Consider the following 18,583-nt stretch of genomic DNA (forward strand, 5'->3'; position numbering starts at 1 on the left):
CTCAAGCTCCTGTGGGGGTAAAGTAATTGCAGACACAGCCGCGCTCGTTGCGCACGATGTGAAAATCGATGTCGTACAGCGCCCGCAAGCGCTGTTCCGTCACGACCTCGTGGGCGGGACCGGAAAAGCGCACGGCGCCACCCTGCATGGCGACGATGTGGTCGGAATAATTGGCGGCGAAATTGATGTCGTGGATCACCAGAATCACGGTGCGGCCCTGCTCGTCGCACAGGCGCCGCAGCGCGCGCATGATCTGCACGGCGTGCTTCATGTCGAGGTTGTTGAGCGGCTCGTCAAGCAGCAAAATGTCCGTCTGCTGGGCAATCGTCATGGCCAGGAAAGCCATCTGCCGCTGGCCGCCGCTCAACTCATCGACATACGCCAGGCGCAGATGCTCCAGCGACAGGAAGGCGATGGCGTCATCGATGGCTTGCCGGTCTTGCGGCGTCAATCTACCTCGGCTGTAAGGAAAGCGGCCGAAGGCGACCAGCTCTTCCACCGTCAGGCGCAAATGAAAATCGGGCGACTGGCGCAGGGTGGCCACCAGTCTCGCATAGTCCTGGATCTTGATGTGCGCAATGCTGTGCCCGTCTATCGTGATCTCGCCGCCATTTGCTTCCTGCAGGCGCGCGATGAGCATCAGCAAGGTCGTCTTGCCGGCGCCATTCGGGCCGATCAAGGACGTCACTTTACCCTTGGGAAACTGCGCGCTGACGTTGTCCAGCACGCGCTTTTCGCCGTAGCTTTTTTCGATATGGTTGACGTGGATCATGCGGTGCCCCGGGTTCGGACCATGAGCGCGAGGAAATACGCGCCGCACACCAGGTTGACGAGGATGCCAACGGTGGTCCGGTAGTTGAAAACGTGCTCGACCAGCAGCTGGGCGGCCAGGAAGATGGCGATGGCGATGGCGCAACCCAAGGGCAAGGTGACGCGATGGCGTGCCGTGCGGGCCAGGGCATAAGTCGTGTTCGCTACAAAGATGCCAATAAAGGCCGTGGGGCCCAGCAAGCTTGTCGACACGGCCACCAGCACGGCGATCAGCGCCAGCTGCAGCCGCACCATGCGCCGGTAATCGATACCGAGCGAGATGGCTTGCTCGCGCCCCAGCGCCAGCACGTCGAGCGCCGGCAGGGCTTTCAGCACGGCCACGCAGGCAGCGCCCGCCAGCACGGCCGAGTACAGCAACTGCACTGGCTGCGCCTTGTTGAACGAGGCCTGGCTGAAACCCTGCAAAATGGCAAATTCACCGGGACTGATGCGCAGCTGGATGAACTGGGTCAATGTGCCGATCACCATCGTCAGCACGAATCCCAGCAGCAACAGAAAATACACATTGTCCTTGCCATCACGAAACAACCAATAGTGGATGGCCCAGGAATACGCCAGCATCAGCGCGATGGACAGCACGAAGTTGCCGTTCTGCCCCAGCAGCACCACGCTGTGCATGCCCATCGCGAGGATCAGCAGCGATTGCAACAGCAAATACACAGCTTCATAGCCCATGACGGCCGGCGTCAGGATGCGGTTGCCGGCGATGGTCTGGAACACGATCGACGACACGGCCACGCAAACACCGCCGATGACGATGGCGGCCAGGCGCGATAATCGCTTCGGGATGATGTAATCGAAGTCGAGATTCGCACCGATGAAGAGGAAAGCGAGCCCCAATGCAAACACGGCCAGCCACAGCGTCCGTTGCGTCAATACGTCCCTCATCGCCGCCCCCGGATGATCAGGACGAGGAACAGCACCCCGCCCACGCCGCCCGCCGTCAGGCCGATCGGCACTTCAAATGGGTAGATCAGCAGGCGCCCGGCGATGTCGCAGGCCAGCAGCAGCGCCGCGCCGCCCAGTGCCACGATGGGCAGGGTGCGCGCCAGGTGGTCGCCGTAGCGCAAGGCCACCAGGTTGGGGATGGCCAGCCCGACAAACGGGATCGCCCCCACCGTGATCACCGTGGCCGCCACCGTGACGGCCACCAGCATCAGGCCCAGCGCCACCGTGCCCGCATAGTTCAAGCCCAGGCTGGTGGCCATGCCCTCGCCCATGCCCAGCACGGTAAAACGCTGCGCGTACAAGTACGTGAGGGCAACGATGGGCAGGATCAGATAAATGATTTCATAGTTGCCCTGCACGATGCGCGAAAAATCGCCAAGCAGCCAGCCCTGCATGCTTTGCAGGATGTTGTTGCGGTAGGCATAGAATTCGGCCAAGGCGCTGAGCACGCCGCCATACACGAGGCCGATCACGGGGACGAGTATCGTGTTCTTGAAGCGGATGCAGCGGATCAGCGCCACATAAATCAGGCTGGCGGCAAAACAGAAGGCCAGCGCGAACGCCATCTTGCCGGCCGTGCCCGCCGCGGGTGCCACGGTCAGCGCCACGAGGATGCCCAGCTTGGCCGCGTCGAGGCCGCCCGAGGTGGCCGGTTCGACGAATTTGTTGCGCACGATGTGCTGCAGGATGACGCCGCAGACAGACAGGCCCACACCCGTCAGCACCAGCGCGGCCAGGCGTGGCAGCCGGCTGGCTGTGAGGGTCAGCCAAGCATCGGCGGACAGCGCGTCGGACGAGGACAACAGCTGCGCCCACTCCATCTGCCTTGCACCGACCAGCAAGGACGCGCAGCACAGCAGGAAGAACAGGCACAGCAGACTCGCGCGTGTCAAATCGTCATCCCGTTCATTGCTGCGGCGCGGCGGAGGCGATGCGCCATCCCTTGGCCGCCTGACGCTGTGCCAGGAAGTGCGCATACAAGCCGTCCTGCGCGCGCAAGGCGCTTGGCGTGCCCTGCTCGCAAATCGTGCCGCCGTCCAGCACGACGATCTGGTCGGCCATGGCCACCGTCGACAGCTGGTGCGCGATGACGATCACCGTGCGCCTGCCGCGCAGCCGCGCCAGCGCTTCGGCGATGGCGGCCTGGTTTTCCGCGTCGAGCGCGGCCGTCGCTTCGTCGACCAGCAGAATCGGCGCATCCTTGACCAGCGCGCGCGCAATCGCGATACGCTGGCGTTCGCCGCCGGACAGGCGCGCGCCGCCCTCGCCCACCAGGGTAGCGAGCCCCTGCGGCAAGCGGGCGATGATTTCGGTCACTCCCGCCTGCCGCGCCGCTTCCAGCACCTCGGCATCGGTGGCATCCGGCTTGCCGATGCGGATGTTGTCGCCGATGCTGCCCTGGAACAGATAACTGTCCTGGAATATCTGGCTGATCTGGCCGGCCAATTGCTCGCTGGACATGTCGCGCACATCGACGCCGCCCACCCGCACCGTGCCTGCCCTGACGTCAAAGAAGCGCGCGATCAGGCGCACCAGCGTCGTCTTGCCGGAGCCGGAGGCGCCGATCAGCGCCGTCATGCTGCCCGGCGCGATGTGCAGGTTGATGTCCGTCAATACATCTGGCTGGTCCTGTGCATAGCGGAAAGCCACGCCGCGCAGCTCAACGGAGCCATCGCGCGGCGCTTGCAGCTTGTGTGCTTCCGGCAGAGGCTGCACGGCGAAGATATCGCGCGCAGCGTCCAGCGGACCGCGCGCTCCGCGCAGCACTTCGCCATAGCTGGCCACTTCCTGCAGCGGGTCGACAAAGCGCACCACCAGCAGCAAGGCCACGATGACGGCGATGGCATCGCCCGTGCCGGCGGCACCGCCCAGCAGCGCGTTCAGCCACAGCGCGGCGGCGGCCAGCAAGGCGGCAAAGATGGCTTGCACGGTCCAGGCGTTAAGCACGGACGACAGCGCCGACAGGTAAATGAGCCGCGTGCCCGCGTGGCGCTGCGCGTCGATGGCTTGCTGCAGGAAACGCGTGCCGCCGTCAGCCGCACCACCGCCGTTACCATGGAAGGCGCGCAACACCGATTGCGCTTGCGCAAACTCCACCAGGCGCTGGCTGGTCTGGGCAAAATGATGGTGGTAGGCATCGTCGGCGCGCTGGCCCAGGTATGCCGTGAGCCGCAAGGCGCCCGCCAGCAAGGGCAGCGCCAGCAACGCGATGACACCCAGCTGCCAGTGCAGCGCAAACAGCGCGGCAAGCATCACCACGGGCGTGACGGCGCCGCAGATGACAGGCGTGAGCACGTGGGCGGGCAGCTGGGCCACATTCATCATGCCTTGCGTGATGACGTGGCCCAGCTTCGCTGTATGCTCCGGCGTGAACCAGCCGACGGGCAGGCGCGCCACGTGGTCGCCCAGGCGCTGGCGCGCCCCTTGCAAGACCGTCACGCCCACGCGCACGCCCGCTTTTTCCACCTGGCGCCGCCAGGCCCAGCAAGCGACCAGCCCGGCCAGCAGCACGATTAGCCACAGGGCCGCGCCGCCCGTATCGCCGGCCAGCAAGCGGCCCAGGGCCAGCACCAGCGCCGTGATCGTCAGCCCGCTGAGCACGCCGTACGCAAGCGCCATGGCAACATAGCGGCGAAACACGGGCGCATCGTCGCCCAGCAGTTGAATGAATGTTTTCAGCATGGGAGCAGCGTTTCTTTCGAGGTGTCTTGATAGCCGCCCAGCGCCCACAGTTGCGCATAGCGGCCCTGGTGGGCAAGCAAGCCGGCATGGCTGCCCTGCTCGACGATGACACCGTTCTCGACAACGACGATATTATCGGCATGCATGACCGTGTCGAGCCGGTGCGCGATCACCAGCAAGGTGCGGCCTTGGGCAAAGCGCGACAGCGCGTCCTGGATCGCCACTTCGTTTTCCGCATCGGCCGCGGCCGTCGCCTCATCGAGCACCAGCACGGGCGGGTCGAGCAGCACGGCGCGCGCGATGCTCATGCGTTGCAACTCGCCGCCGGACAGTTGCGCATCCTCGCCGATGACGGAATCGTAGCCGCGTGGCAAGCCCAGGAGGCGCTCGTGAATGTTCGCCAGGCGCGCCGCCGCTTCAATTTCCTGCAAGCTGGCCGACGGCCGGCCCAGCCCGATGTTCTCGCGCACGCTGGCGTGGATCAGCCGCACTTCCTGCAGCACGAAACCGATGCGCCGGTACAGCTCTGGCGTGGCGATGTGCCGCAGGTCGACGCCACCGAGGGTGATGCGTCCTTCAGCGGGATCGAAAAAGCGCAGCAGCAACCGTGCCAGGGTCGACTTGCCGGAACCGGAGGCGCCGACGATAGCCGTCACCGTGCCGGGACGCAAAGTAAGCGTGATGTCCGACAGCACTTTGTTGTGTCCATCGTAGGCATAAGCGACGCCTTCCAGGCGAATCTCCGTGCCGTCAGGCAACTGCTGCTCATCCGGTGCCGGCTGCGCCAGTACGGGCGTGTCGAGCAAGGCTTGCACGCGCTGGGCTGCTCCCGTGGCGTTGTTGAGGTCATGCGTCAGGTAATGCAGCAGCAGCATGGGCGCGGAAATGCCGGGCGCCGCCAGGGCGAACGGCAGGATATCCACAGGCGCCATCGCCTCCAGCGCCACGAAGGCCGTGCCGGCAATCACCACCACGCCCAGCACGGCGACGGGCGCGATCAGGGCATTGGCATTCGCCATCGAGCCGACCAGCGGACGGGTAAACGCGGCGAACGCCGCGGCAAACGCATCGACGGCGCCACGGTAGCTGCCATGCGCGCGTCCCGTGGCGCCAAAGGCCTTGACCACGGGAATGCCGTTGACGAATTCCACCACGGCATTGTTGATGCGCCCCATGCCAGCGACGAATTGTTCCATGTTGCCGCCGCTGGCCTTCATGGCACGGCCAAAGAACAGGAAGAAGCCGGGAAAGGGCAGGATGGCGATGAGGGCCAGACGCCAGTCCATGGCGAACAGGTAAATAATGGAGATGGCGATGGCGCCCACGGCGCGCCCCGTCGTCGTGTAGAAGTGCGCCGTGAGGCTGTGCAGGGTATTGATGTCGTCCTGCATCGCCTGCTTGACCTCGCCCGAAGCGCGGCTGGTGAACCAGGCCAGCGGCACTTGCCCCAGGCGCTGCATGGCTTGCAGGCGCAGTTGATGGGTGAGGCGGTTGTCGGCCAGGTGCGCGGCCAGCTCGCCCAGCGAGATCAGGGCCATGCCGGCAAACAGGCAAGCGACGCTGGCGATGATGATCTGCCATACATCGCCCCGCGCCAGCGCGGGGTTCAGGGCGATTTGCGCGATCTGCGCGATGCCTGCCAGCGGTACCAGGGTGAGCATGGAACCAGCGCCGGCCAGCACGGCGGCGACGATCAGGCGTCCGCGGATGGGCTGGAGTATCCGGCTGATCGGGCCGGCCTGGCGGCTTGGGCTACTCATGGGAAAGGCGGGGAAAAACGTGCATAAGGTCAATGATTAAGGGTGGCTCTCACCCTATATCCCGAACGAGAATGCGAAACCCTCAATCGGGCCCGCGAAATTGTCAGGCAGAGGCTTAGGGTATGGCTTGCACCGTCACCCAGTAGCGCGTGCGCGCAACGATTTGCACGGGCAAGGCCAGCGCCAGGTTATGCAGCGCGCGGTCCGTGTCGCGCAGGGAAAACACGCCATTGACGCTCAAGCTGGCCACGGCAGAGTCGCAGCGCAGCAGGCCGGGGCGATAGCGGGCCAGTTCCGCAAGCAGGTCGTCCAGGCGCATGTTGTCGGCCACCAGCACGCCCTTGCTCCAGGCCATGGCGCTGGCGGACGCGGGTGCGCCAGACTGCACGATATCGGCCGAGAAGATGGCACTGTAGCCCGTGTCGATGCGCACGGCCTGGCCAGGTGCATGCGCGAGGCGCACTTCGACGGCGCCCTCGAAGACGGCCACGCGCGACGTGTGTTCGTCTTGCCGCAATGTAAAACGCGTGCCCAGCGCCCGCACCGTGCCGTGGCGTCCCTGCACGCGGAAAGGCCGCTGCGCCGGACCGGGATCGTGCGCCGTCGTGACGAGGATTTCGCCGCTGCGCAGGATCAGCAAGCGCTCGCTGGCGTCGAAGCGCACGTCGATGGCGGAAGCGGAAGCGAGCATCACGCGCGTGCCGTCAGGCAAGGTAATCTCGCGGATCTCGCCTGTGCCGGTGCCGTGGCCGGCCGTGGCCACTTGCCAGGCATCCGTGCCACGCAGCAGGTACGCCATGCCGCCCACGGGCAACAGCACGGCCAGCAGCTTCAGGGCACGGCGGCGGTTCAGGTAGGCGGCCGGCGCCGGTTCGCGCAGCGCGTGCCGGGCCGCATCGCGCGGCACGCTGTACAGCTTGCCTTCGAACGCTTGCAAACGCTGCCAGGCGAGGTCGTGGTGCGGATGCGCGGCACGCCAGCGGGCACAGGCAGCCCGGTCTTCCTCGCTGGCGTCATCGGACCACAGGCGCGCCATCCACTGGGCCGCCTGCTGGACGATGGCCGGTGCAATCACCACCTCCATCGCTCAGGCGTCCGGCGCATGCATGGCTTGATAGCAGGCCAGCAAGCCGGCGGCGATGTATTTTTCGACGGAGGACACCGAGACGTCCAGTTCGGCGGCGATGTCGCGGTAGCTCAGGCCATCGAGTTTGCACAGCAGCAATGCCTTGCGCGCCTTGGCGGGCAGCCGGTGCAGCACGGCATCGATTTCCGTCAGTGCCTCGATCACCAGGGCGCGCTCTTCCTCGGACGGCGCCAGCGCTTCGGGCACCAGGGCCAGCACTTCCAGGTAGGCCGCTTCGATCTGGCGGCGGCGGTACAGGTCGATGACCATGCCGTTGGCGATCTGCGTCAGGTGACGGCGCGACTCCCCGGCCGGCGGCACCCTGCCCGTCTTCATCAGGTGCAGGTACACATCGTGCGCCAGGTCGGCCGCATCGAAGGCATTGCCGAGTTTACGGCGCAGCAAGCCACGCAGCCAGTGATGGTGGTCGGTGTAAAGACTGCTGACTTGCTGCTGAAGCGCTAACTCGGCGGTGCTCACGATACCCTTCCTGTCGCCAACGGCCGGCAAGAACAGGCGCATCGGATTATAAATGAGAATTATTCTCATTGTACGCGGAGTAACAAGGAAAGCGCAACACGGCGACGGGCAGCAAACGCGGTCAGCCCTGCTGCCTGGCCGGCTTGAGCAGCCTGAAGGCGGCCCATAGCGAAGGCCGGTAGACGTGCAGTGCGGCCGCCAGCAGCACGCCCCACGCCAGCGGAGCAAGCAGCCCCAGGCGCTGGGCAAAAAGTGCATGCCCCATCGCCAGCAGCGACAGCACGATGGCGTTCAGGTACAGCGCGCGGCGCGGCAGCGGACGCCAGACGCGCATGCCCAGTTCCGTCTTGACGACAAAATACACGAGGAAACCCAGCAGCTGCGCCACGGCGGCGCCCGTGGCGCCACAGCGCGGCACCAGCACGGCGCCCGCCAGCAAGGTGCCCAGCAAGCCTGCCGCGAAAGCGGCGATGGATAAGGAGGGACGGCGGGCCAGGCTGATGCCGACACCGCTCACTTCCGCCAGGGCGTACAGCAGCGGCTGGCCCACGGTGGCCACTGCCAGGTAGGCGACGCCATGATAATTGGGAGGCAATATCCATCCGATCAGCCAGGCCAGGGCGCCCGCCAGGCAAAAGCCCACGACCACGATGGCCTGCGCATGGCGGCAAATGGCGGCAATATTCGACAGGTCGCCACCGGCGGCGGCCCATTTGTGCACTTGCGGCACCCAGACAATCGTGAAAATCGACTGCACCAGCCAGGCGCCGGCGGCCACGCGCATGGCCAGCGCATAAATACCGAGTTCCTCAAAGCCGGCAAAAAAACGCAGCAAGCCCATGCCGGCCAACAGCATGGACAGGTAGAAAATGCCGCTCACCAGCAGGGGCCCCGCCTCGGAAAGCAAACGCCGCAGCAGCACGCGGTCCATGGCGGCAGCCCAGGCTTGCGCCAGCGATGCGCGCGCATGCCACAGCAGCCAGAGCGTGACCAGCCAGGTGGCGGCCACGACCAGGGTTGCCAGGTGCACGAAATTACGCTGCGGATCCCACCACAGGACAGGCAGCAGCAACAGCAGCGTCATTTTTGGCAGCACCTGCGCCAGGCTGAATATCCAGGCGCGCTCCTGCATGCGAAAGAGTTGCGCGATCAGGCGATTGGCCAGGGCGCTCAGCATGCCTGCCGCGAACAAGACGGCCAGTGCGGGTTGCGCAACGTCAAATAACAGCTGCGCTACCGGCGCGGCAAACAGCAGTATCACGGCCAGCGCCACGGGAGCCAGCAGCACGGCCGGCAACAGGCACGCCTTCAGCAAGCCGCTACGCGCGGTGCTGTAATGGTATTCATGCAGGAAAGCCTTATCCAGCCCCAGCGACAGCAGCAAACCGGCTACCGTGCATGCGGTCATGAAGAAATCCAGCTTGCCGATGTCGGCAGGCGGAAACAGCCAGGCCACGGCAGGCACGGTGGCAAGGCTGCACAGCAGCGACAAGATGGGGCCGGCTGAAAAACCCGCGAGACGGGTCAGGCGCATCATTCAGCCGGGCAGGGCATTTCAGCCATGCCTGTCGTTGGAGAAACGATACGGCACCGTGTCCGAATCGGCCGGCACGCGCCAGTGGTCCGGCGCATCATAGCGATACGCATGGTCCACCGCATTGACGAGGATGGCTGGCGTGCTGCAGTAATTCTGCACGCCATGCCAGACGCGCGGCGGCACGACGAGCAGGCCGGGACGCTTGGTGCCCAGCTTGAATTCGTTGAGCATGCCAAAGGTGGGCGAATCTGCACGCGCGTCGTACAGCACCACGCGCATCTGGCCCGCCGCCACGAACAGGCGGTCCGTCGTGATGGCATGCGCATGCCAGGCGCTCAGCCCGCCCGGCTCCAGGGTCGAGGCGAATATCTGGCCTATCTGCGCCGCATCGGGCACCCATTCAGTACGGAAAATTTCAGTCAGGCTACCGTACGCCGTCAAGACAGGCTTGATTTCCTGAAAAATCACGCCATCGATCAAGGAAGGCATCGTCGGCTTCCATTCCTTGGTGATGCTTTCGCCATCCTGCTTCGCGCCAGCCAACAACCAGTTATCTTTCTCAGCCACCAGATTACCCCCAGAAATTTTATAAAAATGCTCTTATGTATTGCAACCGTATTATCTATCGCCGCGGCAGGTCCTTCAATCCCCGGCGGCGGCGCAATTCGCGTATAAACGTTCCTTTACGCCAATATTTAAGCCAATAACTGGGTTGTGGCGGCCACATGCCAACGCTATATAACATTCGCCGCGACAACGCTTTCATGGCAGTGACCACACATTGAAGCGGTGCAATGCGACGCTCATGGCCCACCTTGCCGTACAGCGTGGTGACAGCCTGCAGAATATTTAACGGATCTTGCATCTGCTCCCACCAGAACGCATGCTCGGCGTGTTGCCGGTCCAGGTAGGAATTGCTGCGGCTGCCAGACTGGATCAGAATGGCGCCGATGCGGGGATGGGCCAGCATCGGCCGATCCGCGCGGTACACGCGGTGCAACCACGCCTGCGACGGCCAGCAGCGCACTTCCCATGACGGCTGCCATGGCCCGATCTGCAGGGCCAGCTCACGCCGCATGACCCACAGAGTGGCCGGTACGTCCATCCACGGACGGTATGGTTGCACGCCGTCCGTCACCGCCCCCACCATGTGATATCCCTCCGGCAAGACTACCAGTCCCTGGCCAAAGACCAGGTCAGCCCCAGCGCGCTCGAGGACATCGATACTGCTTTGCAAATGATCGGGCAACCACAGGTCATCATGGTTCAGGAATGCCAGATAGGTGCCGCGCGCCAGGCTGACACCGAGATTGTTGGGTCCCGTCTGCTCGCCGTAATTGGTGTCCAGGTTCACAAAGCGGATGCGCGCGTCGCCGAACGCGGCGACCACCTCGGCAGTGTCGTCGGTGCAGCAATCGCCGACGATAATCAGTTCCCAATCCTGCACGGTGCTGGCGAGTGCCGATTGAATCGCATACCCGAGGATATTGCTCCGGTTATACGTGGCCATGACAATGGAAACGAGCGGGTGTTTCTCTGACTGCATGGCAAGCCTTTCACATCACAGACAAAAAAATGCCGCCCAAATACATTGAGCGGCATTTCGCAATGGACGATGCAGTATGTTGCTGGCGCTCGCCAGCAAGCATCTGTCCTTAGACGTTAAACAGGAAGTTCAGCACGTCGCCATCCTTGACCACGTATTCCTTGCCTTCGGCGCGCATCTTGCCCGCTTCCTTGGCGCCCGCTTCGCCCTTGTAGGCGATGAAGTCGTCATAGGCGATGGTTTGCGCGCGGATGAAGCCGCGTTCGAAGTCGGTGTGGATCACGCCGGCCGCTTGCGGTGCCGTGTCGCCCACATGGATGGTCCAGGCGCGCACTTCCTTCACGCCAGCCGTGAAGTAGGTTTGCAGGCCCAGCAGCTTGTACGCGCCGCGGATCAGACGGTCCAGGCCTGGCTCTTCCATGCCCATGTCGGCCAGGAAAGCGCCCTTGTCGGCATCGTCCAGGTCGGCGATTTCCGCTTCCAGCGCGGCGCAGATGGCGACGATGGGCGCGTTTTGCGATTGCGCGTAGGCCGTCAGCTGGTCCAGCAACGGGTTATTCGTGAAGCCCGTGTCGGACACGTTGGCCACGAACATGGCCGGCTTGGCCGTGATCAGGCATAGCGGCTTGATCAGTTCCATTTCGTCGGCGTCCAGGCCCATGGCGCGCACGGGCTTGGCATCGTTCAGGTAAGGCATCATGCGTTCCATGATGGCCAGCAGCTTGGCCGCGTCCTTGTCGCCCGAACGGGCTTTCTTGTTTTCGCGGTGGATGGCTTTTTCCACGGTGCCCATGTCGGCCAGCGCCAGTTCAGTCTGGATGACTTCGATATCGTCGAGCGGATTGATCTTGCCGGCCACGTGGATGACGTTGTCATCTTCGAAGCAGCGCACGACGTTGACGATGGCGTCCGTTTCGCGGATGTGCGACAGGAACTGGTTGCCCAGGCCCTCGCCCTTCGATGCACCGGCCACCAGGCCGGCGATGTCGACGAATTCCACGATGGCGTTGACCATGCGTTCCGGCTTGACGATGGCGGCCAGCGCATCCATGCGCGGATCCGGCACTTCGACGACGCCGACGTTCGGCTCGATGGTGCAGAACGGATAGTTTTCAGCCGGGATGCCGGCTTTCGTCAGTGCATTGAACAGGGTGGACTTGCCGACGTTCGGCAAGCCGACGATACCGCATTGGAGACTCATGGAAAACCTTTAAATAATCAATATTGCCGGCAAGCGGCTGGTGCAAAACGGCCGTTGCGGGCGTTTTCTGGATAATCTTGCTGTATTAATGCTTGTAAGGGTCAATTGTACCTCTATGCACCCTACTCTTCAAAAAAACCGCCCTCTGTGCCGCTAACTGTCGCCATCCCCGTCGTCCGGCTGCGACGCATCGAATTCCAGGATGTCGCCGGGCTGGCATTCGAGCATCTCGCAGATTTTCGACAGGGTATCGAAACGCACGCCGCGCACCTTGCCCGACTTTAAGAGGGACAAATTCTGTTCCGTGATGCCGATGAAGGCCGCCAGTTCCTTCGATTTCACTTTTTTCCTGGCCAGTACCAGGTCGAGGCGCACGACGATGCCCATCAGATAAACCCGCTGTTTTCATCGGCCAGGCGCTGGCCTTCATGCAGGATTTGCGCCAGCGCAAGGAAAACCGTGCACAGCAACAAGGTCCACAAGTCGCCGCCCGTGATGTCGATGACCAGGCGCAACTGGCTCGTCCCCTCGTCCAGCAAGCCAAACAGCATGCCGCGCACGGTCGGCTCCAGCAACGTCAACACCGTTCCCAGCAACAAGCCGCCTGCAAAACGGCGAAAGCGCTGCGCCACCTGCGGCGTAAAAAACACGCCCTGCTCGAACTGGCGCAAGACCACGGCCAGCTGGCGTACGGCGTCGCCCAGCACCAGCAAGGCTGGCAAGGCCAGCGCCAGGCCCAGACCCCGCTGCCACAAGGGCATGGCCGCCAGGCGCTCGAATGGCTGGCTCTGCAATTGCAGCAACAATTCATACATGCCCGCATCGCCCAGGCTGCCGTGCGCGGCCGGCGCGGGCGCCAGCCAGCCCAGCACCGTCAGCAGCAGGTACAGCACAAAGAACGCGGAGACGCCGTAGCGCACGCGCCGGCTCAGCGCCGCCGGTCCCTCTGGATTTTTTTTCATATTTAAAAGTATACGAAAGCGTCAAGTGTCGTTAGAATAAATTATCGTAAAACAATAATTAAATCATGTTTTGCGACTATTTTAACATGTTCGCTCACCCCTATCGACTGGAGACACCATGAAAACCCTGCTTGCCTCACTCGTTTGCAGCACCGCCTTTTTGCTCAGCGGCGCCGCCCGCGCCCATGACTTGCATGCCATGCTGCAGCAGGCGCTGGCCGACAAGAGCGTGCCGGCCATGGCCATTCTCGTCATCCGCGACGGCAAGATCGAGGCGCAAACGCAAGCGGGCGTGCGGGCCAATGACGGCCAGGACGCCGTGCGCGCCGATGACGTGTGGAATATCGGCTCCAACGGCAAGGCCATGACGGTGACCCTGATCGCGCGGCTGGTGGAACGGGGCGTGCTGTCGTGGGATGCGCCGTTGTCAGCCATGCTGCCCGCGCTGGCCGGCGGCATGCGCGCCGAGTACCGCGATGTCAACCTGAAGGATCTGCTGTCGCACCGCGCCGGCCTGCCGCCCAATCCCGATGAGGCATGGATCAATTCCACCTATACGGACACGCGGCCATTGCCCCTGCTGCGCCTGGAATACGCGCAGCGGGCGCTGGCCGATGCGCCGGTAGCCGCGCCGCGCGGCGAATCGCACTACTCGAACAGCGGCGCCATGATCGCCGCCGCCATCGCCGAGCGGGTCACGGGCAAGACATATGAGGAACTGATGCAGGCGGAGGTGTTCGGCCCGCTGGGCATGCGGGCCGCCTTCGGCCCCACCGTGCGGGGACAAAACCTGGGCCACAAGGAAAACAAGCCGATCGCGGGCTTGATGGCCAGCAATCCGCTGATGATGGCGCCCGATGGGGAAATTCACCTGAGCATGCAAGACTGGGCCAAATTTGCGCTCGATCAACTGCACGGCGAGCAAGGCAAGGGGAAACTGCTGAAACAGGAAACGTATGTGTTGCTGCACACGGCGCAGGGCGACACGAATGCGGCATTGGGCTGGGGCGTGATGCACTTTCCGCCCCAGGCCCCGCAGCGCGTGCTTACGCACCTGGGTTCGAACGGCTACTGGCACGCGCTGATCGCGCTGGCGCCCGGCAGCGGCGACGGCTTGCTGATCGCCGCCAACGCGGGCGAAGGCAGCAGCGCCCAGGCCAGCCAGCAGCAGATGGCGAAAACCATCATGGCCGGCTTCGGCAAGGCGGGGAAATGACTATGCCGTGTGCAACTTCATCGTGGCGGCCTCGAACTTGCCCTCGACGATCAGCGGCATCACCTGCAAGGATTTGTCGATCGCCTGCTCGATCAGCTCCTGGTCTTCGCGGCGCGGGCGGTGCAGCACGAAATCGGCCACCTGCTGCTGCAGGCTCAGGGTGCGCGGATGGCCGATGCCCAGGCGCAAGCGCCAGTAATCCTGCGTACCCAGCGCGGCCGTGATGTCCTTCAAGCCATTGTGGCCGCCGGCCGAGCCGCCCTTCTTCAGGCGCGCGATGCCAGGCATCAGATCGAGTTCGTCGTGCACGACGAGCACTTCGTCGGCGGCAATCTTGAAGAAGCGCGCCAGCGCGCCCACGGACTGGCCCGAGCGGTTCATGAAGGTCAGCGGTTCGAGCAGCCAGACTTCATTGCCGCCGATGGAAGTCTTGGCCAGCATGGCGTTATAGCGCGAATCGCGCTGCAAGCGCGTGCCGGGCAAGCTGTTGGCGAGGTTGTCCACCAGCCAGAAGCCGGCATTGTGGCGGGTTTGTTCGTATTCGGGTCCCGGGTTGCCGAGGCCGACGATCAGGCGTATGGGCATGGCTGTGTCTGCAGTGTAAAAACGTATTATCGGTGAAAACAGGCAGAAAAAAACCCGTCCGGAGCGAACCGGACGGGTTTTTCCTTGCGACTACCGCATTGCTGCGGCGGCAAAATTACTTCTTGTCAGCAACAACTTCAGCAGCAGCGGCTTCAGCAGCAACGTGGCCAGCCGGTACCGAAGCGGTAGCGATGGTCAGGTTGGCGCCGTGGGTGACAGCGGTCACGCCAGCTGGCAGGACCAGGTCGCCAACGTGCAGCGAGTGACCGACGTCGATGTTCGACAGGTCAACGTTGATGAATTCTGGCAGTTGGCCTGGCAGGCACGAAACTTCGATTTCGTTGGCTACGTGGCTGATGGTCGCGCCGTGCAGTTTGACTGCTGGGGAAACGTCAGCGTTGACGAAGTGCAGCGCCACTTTCACGTGGATAGCTTGCTTCGAGTCAACGCGCTGGAAGTCAGCGTGCAGAACCAGTTGTTTGTATGCGTGGACTTGGAAGTCGCGCAACAGAACTTGCTGGGAAACGCCGTCGATTTCCAGGTCCAGGATCGACGAGTGGAACACTTCTTTTTTCAACGCGTGGTACAGGGCGTTGTGATCCAGCGAGATCAGCACCGGGGCTTCAGCGCCACCGTAGACGATACCAGGGGTTTGGCCGGAAATGCGCAGGCGGCGGCTCGCTCCGGAACCTTGCAATTCGCGTTTAAATGCGATAACTTTCATGTGAAACTCCAAGAAGAACAAGGCTTGCGCCTTGTGTTATGAAGACTCCCGCGACCAGGAATCCTCGAAAATGGGGTGCAAAACACCCCGAAAATGAAAACACTGCGGCGCAACAGGCAAAAAGCCGGTCGCGCCGCAGGCATTACGTCTGTTGCTGCTCTTGTCGAATTAATCGATAAAGAGGGAAATAACCGAATCACCCTTGATGATGCGCTTGAACGTCTCGGCCAGCAGCGGCGCGCACGTCAATTGACGGATCTTGCCGCAGGCCAGGGCCGCTTCGGACAGGGGGATAGTATCGGTCACGACCAGCTCATCGAGTGGCGATGCCGAAATACGGTCGATCGCCGGGCCCGACAGCACCGCGTGCGTGCAATACGCCACGACTTTTTTCGCGCCGCGTTCTTTGAGCACTTCGGCAGCCTTGGTCAGGGTGCCTGCCGTGTCGACCATGTCATCCATGATCACGCAGTTGCGGCCTTCGACTTCACCGATGATGTTCATCACTTCGGACACGTTCGCTTTTGGACGACGCTTGTCGATGATGGCCAGGTCGCAGCCCAGGCGTTTTGCCAGGGCGCGCGCACGTACCACACCGCCGACGTCCGGCGACACCACCAGCAGGTCCTGGTAGTTTTTCTTTTGCAGGTCGCCCAGCAAAATTGGCGAAGCGTAAATATTGTCGACTGGAATATCGAAGAAACCTTGAATCTGGTCAGCGTGCAAGTCCATGATCAGGACGCGCTCGACACCGGCTTCTTCCAGCATGTTCGCCACCACCTTGGCCGAAATCGCCACACGCGCGGAGCGTGGACGACGGTCTTGGCGGGCGTAGCCGAAGTAAGGAATTGCGGCGGTGATGCGGCCAGCGGAAGCACGTTTCAAGGCATCAACCATCAGCATGATTTCCATCAGGCTGTCGTTGGTTGGAGCACAGGTGGATTGCAAAACAAAAACATCCTTGCCGCGCACGTTTTCGTTAATCTCGACCATTACTTCGCCGTCGGAGAATTTCGAAACGTTTGCTTTACCGAGAGGGATGCCGAGGTTTTTTGCGACCCCCTCTGCCAACGCTGGATTCGCGTTGCCGGTAAAAACCATCAGGTTTTCGTAAGCCATGGGAGTCCCAAGAGGTGATATAGAAGTCTTGAAAAGCACTAACCGGGCATAGGCCCGGTCAGTCATTGTTTAGAATATGCCGCGTGGCAACATATCTGCTTTTTCCCGTACTGGACGCCAACTTCGCATCGACAGACTACGGTGAAATTGTGGCAGGGGAAGAAGGATTCGAACCTTCGCATGCTGGAATCAAAATCCAGTGCCTTAACCAGCTTGGCGATTCCCCTACGTTACTGACTGCTTGCCGTCATGTTGGCCAGTATTATACCGACTATTTGACGCTAAGCAAAATCTTTTTTTGCTCTTTACAACATGGTGAGCATCGGGTGGCGGCTCAGCGCTTCTGCCTTCCAGGCGATCCAGACCGGTGGCACATTGCTGAGCACCGCATCCGCTTCTTCCTGACTGCCAAACGCACTGAATACACAAGCACCGGAACCAGTCATCCTGGCCTCACCGTAAGCACCCAGCCATTCTACCGCATCTGCTACCGGCTTGAAAAGACTGCATGCCACTTGCTGTAAATCATTCTTGCCAAACCCGCCCGCATCGTTGCCTTCTGCGAGGTGCCTGGAAAAGTCCGCTATTGTGACGGGTTCGGTATTTCTCGTCAAGCCTTCCGCGCAAAAAATTGCGGCGGTCGGCACTTGCACGCCCGGCTCGATCACCACGTACCAGCATTCGGGCGTGGCCACGGGCTGCAAGGCCTCGCCCACGCCTTCGGCAAAGGCGTTTTCGCCAAAGATGAAAAACGGGATATCGGCACCCAGCGGCAAGCCCAGCGCCATCAATTCCTCGCGGCTCAAGCCCGCTTGCCACAGGCGGTTCAATGCCATCAGGGCCGTGGCCGCATCGGATGAACCGCCGCCGAGTCCGCCGCCCATGGGCAGCACCTTGTCGATGGCGATATCGACGCCGCGCGGCAAGGCGCCCGTGCGGCGCAGCACTTCCGCCTGCAGCAGCTTGGCGGCGCGGATGATCAAATCCTGTTCTTCCGGCACGCCGGCCAGTGCCGTCACGCGGCGGATCAGCGTATCGTCGCGAAGCGCGAAGTGCAAGGTGTCGCCATGGTCGAGCAACTGGAACACCGTCTGCAGCAGATGGTAGCCATCGGCGCGGCGGCCGTTGACGTGCAAAAAGAGGTTCAGCTTGGCGGGAGCCGGGCAGTTATTCAGGGTAGTCAACGTCATTGTGCTTGAGCGGATGGGGCGGGATCGAGCACGATGCGCAGCGAGACGGCATCGGCCTGCGCGCTGGCATTGCGTTCGGCATCGATACGCCGCGGTTGGGGCAAGGCGCCCGGTGTATTGTCGGCCGCATTTTGCCCTACTTCTTGCCACGACACATAGCGCAAGCGCCAGCCATCTTTCGTGGTGACGCTGTCGTTGGCCGGCGAAGCGACGAAACGCTTGCCATCGGCGCCCACGGCATAGCCTTGCAGCCAGTCGCGCAAGCCCGACACGGGCAAGGACCAGCCCAGCATCTGCGCGCTCAGGGTATCGACATCGGGCGCGCTGCGCGGCGCCTTGCCGCTCTGCGTCAATACGGCTTGCTGCGGCGTGACGGCAATCGTCGCCAGCGTACTGCCGACAGGCGAATACAGGGTCACGTCCGTGCGCTGCGCCGTCTGTTGCCAGTTGAAATTGACGGTGGCCGATTCGGGCTTGTCATCCTTCTGGTACACGACGTTCAGGCGGCCCGTCAGTTCCACCTGTTCGCGGTAAGGCGCGACGGTATTACCGGACGGCGCGGCGCCGGACGAAAAGGGGGAAGTCAGGGTCGAGCAGGCCGAGAGGGACAGGCACAGGACGGTCAGAGGGATGAAGTTTTTTGGCATGGGGAATTTTCTGAGTTCACCCCAAGTGC

Annotated in this window: 19 protein-coding genes and 1 tRNA gene; 1 reads left to right on the plus strand and 19 read right to left on the minus strand. The window is 62.7% G+C overall.

Annotation, left to right across the window (positions count from 1 at the left end; genetic code table 11):
• Nucleotide 1 precedes the first annotated feature (1 nt).
• From BLT98_RS14930 to BLT98_RS14990, 13 genes are all read right to left on the minus strand, one after another.
• Entirely contained in the window at nt 2-772 is a 771-nt protein-coding gene (locus BLT98_RS14930; protein WP_092609094.1) for an iron ABC transporter ATP-binding protein, read from the minus strand.
• Complete coding sequence (locus BLT98_RS14935; protein ID WP_092609097.1) at nt 769-1,719, minus strand: iron chelate uptake ABC transporter family permease subunit; 951 nt, start codon at nt 1,717-1,719, stop codon at nt 769-771. Before BLT98_RS14935 ends, BLT98_RS14930 begins: the two co-directional genes overlap by 4 nt.
• Nucleotides 1,716-2,672 (minus strand): ABC transporter permease, encoded by a 957-nt coding sequence (locus BLT98_RS14940; RefSeq protein WP_244517504.1) that lies wholly within the window; start codon nt 2,670-2,672, stop codon nt 1,716-1,718. The genes BLT98_RS14935 and BLT98_RS14940 overlap by 4 nt, the downstream gene beginning before the upstream one ends.
• Nucleotides 2,673-2,685: 13 nt before the next feature.
• Complete coding sequence (locus tag BLT98_RS14945) at nt 2,686-4,461, minus strand: ABC transporter ATP-binding protein (protein ID WP_092609103.1); 1,776 nt, start codon at nt 4,459-4,461, stop codon at nt 2,686-2,688.
• The gene (locus tag BLT98_RS14950) at nt 4,455-6,221 is read right to left on the minus strand and encodes an ABC transporter ATP-binding protein (protein ID WP_092609106.1); all 1,767 of its coding nucleotides are present in this window, start codon (nt 6,219-6,221) and stop codon (nt 4,455-4,457) included. The genes BLT98_RS14945 and BLT98_RS14950 overlap by 7 nt, the downstream gene beginning before the upstream one ends.
• Nucleotides 6,222-6,336: 115 nt before the next feature.
• Nucleotides 6,337-7,296: a FecR domain-containing protein gene (locus BLT98_RS14955; protein WP_280141221.1), complete on the minus strand. Its 960-nt coding sequence runs from the start codon at nt 7,294-7,296 to the stop codon at nt 6,337-6,339.
• Nucleotides 7,297-7,308: 12 nt separating this feature from the next.
• Entirely contained in the window at nt 7,309-7,827 is a 519-nt protein-coding gene (locus BLT98_RS14960) for a sigma-70 family RNA polymerase sigma factor (RefSeq protein ID WP_092609933.1), read from the minus strand.
• Nucleotides 7,828-7,948: 121 nt separating this feature from the next.
• On the minus strand, nt 7,949-9,364 hold the full coding sequence (locus tag BLT98_RS14965; RefSeq protein ID WP_092609113.1) for a lipopolysaccharide biosynthesis protein: 1,416 nt from the start codon (nt 9,362-9,364) through the stop codon (nt 7,949-7,951).
• An 18-nt stretch (nt 9,365-9,382) separates the two neighbouring features.
• Nucleotides 9,383-9,931, minus strand: a complete 549-nt coding sequence (locus tag BLT98_RS14970) for a dTDP-4-dehydrorhamnose 3,5-epimerase family protein (RefSeq protein WP_211614973.1) — start codon at nt 9,929-9,931, stop codon at nt 9,383-9,385.
• Between the two features lie 55 nt (nt 9,932-9,986).
• Nucleotides 9,987-10,910 carry a glycosyltransferase family 2 protein gene (locus BLT98_RS14975; RefSeq protein WP_092609116.1) on the minus strand — a complete coding sequence of 308 codons (924 nt, stop codon included), beginning with the start codon at nt 10,908-10,910 and terminating at the stop codon, nt 9,987-9,989.
• Nucleotides 10,911-11,019: 109 nt separating this feature from the next.
• Nucleotides 11,020-12,111, minus strand: a complete 1,092-nt coding sequence (gene ychF, locus BLT98_RS14980) for a redox-regulated ATPase YchF (protein ID WP_034778348.1) — start codon at nt 12,109-12,111, stop codon at nt 11,020-11,022.
• A gap of 153 nt (nt 12,112-12,264) precedes the next feature.
• Nucleotides 12,265-12,498, minus strand: coding sequence for a helix-turn-helix domain-containing protein (locus BLT98_RS14985; protein WP_034778346.1), 234 nt, complete (start codon nt 12,496-12,498; stop codon nt 12,265-12,267).
• The gene (locus BLT98_RS14990) at nt 12,498-13,073 is read right to left on the minus strand and encodes a DUF2975 domain-containing protein (RefSeq protein ID WP_070278949.1); all 576 of its coding nucleotides are present in this window, start codon (nt 13,071-13,073) and stop codon (nt 12,498-12,500) included. The genes BLT98_RS14985 and BLT98_RS14990 overlap by 1 nt, the downstream gene beginning before the upstream one ends.
• Before the next feature lie 118 nt (nt 13,074-13,191).
• Between BLT98_RS14990 and BLT98_RS14995 the strand changes: the two genes are divergently transcribed.
• Nucleotides 13,192-14,289, plus strand: coding sequence for a serine hydrolase domain-containing protein (locus tag BLT98_RS14995; RefSeq protein ID WP_092609119.1), 1,098 nt, complete (start codon nt 13,192-13,194; stop codon nt 14,287-14,289).
• Here the strand turns inward: BLT98_RS14995 and pth are convergent, their stop codons facing one another.
• The 6 genes from pth to BLT98_RS15025 all read right to left on the minus strand — a co-directional run bounded on the left by pth (nt 14,290) and on the right by BLT98_RS15025 (nt 18,554).
• Entirely contained in the window at nt 14,290-14,874 is a 585-nt protein-coding gene (gene pth, locus BLT98_RS15000; RefSeq protein WP_034778342.1) for an aminoacyl-tRNA hydrolase, read from the minus strand. It abuts the gene before it with no gap.
• 115 nt (nt 14,875-14,989) lie between these two features.
• Complete coding sequence (locus BLT98_RS15005) at nt 14,990-15,598, minus strand: 50S ribosomal protein L25/general stress protein Ctc (protein WP_034778340.1); 609 nt, start codon at nt 15,596-15,598, stop codon at nt 14,990-14,992.
• A gap of 168 nt (nt 15,599-15,766) precedes the next feature.
• Nucleotides 15,767-16,717 (minus strand): ribose-phosphate pyrophosphokinase, encoded by a 951-nt coding sequence (locus tag BLT98_RS15010; protein ID WP_034753270.1) that lies wholly within the window; start codon nt 16,715-16,717, stop codon nt 15,767-15,769.
• A 150-nt stretch (nt 16,718-16,867) separates the two neighbouring features.
• A tRNA-Gln gene (locus BLT98_RS15015) sits at nt 16,868-16,944 on the minus strand.
• 78 nt (nt 16,945-17,022) lie between these two features.
• Nucleotides 17,023-17,907 carry a 4-(cytidine 5'-diphospho)-2-C-methyl-D-erythritol kinase gene (ispE, locus tag BLT98_RS15020; RefSeq protein WP_092609122.1) on the minus strand — a complete coding sequence of 295 codons (885 nt, stop codon included), beginning with the start codon at nt 17,905-17,907 and terminating at the stop codon, nt 17,023-17,025.
• On the minus strand, nt 17,904-18,554 hold the full coding sequence (locus tag BLT98_RS15025; RefSeq protein WP_092609125.1) for an outer membrane lipoprotein LolB: 651 nt from the start codon (nt 18,552-18,554) through the stop codon (nt 17,904-17,906). Before BLT98_RS15025 ends, ispE begins: the two co-directional genes overlap by 4 nt.
• Nucleotides 18,555-18,583 lie beyond the last annotated feature (29 nt).

Origin of the sequence: Janthinobacterium sp. YR213 (assembly GCF_900099875.1) — a bacterium.
GTDB classification, from domain to species: Bacteria; Pseudomonadota; Gammaproteobacteria; order Burkholderiales; family Burkholderiaceae_D; genus Janthinobacterium; species Janthinobacterium lividum.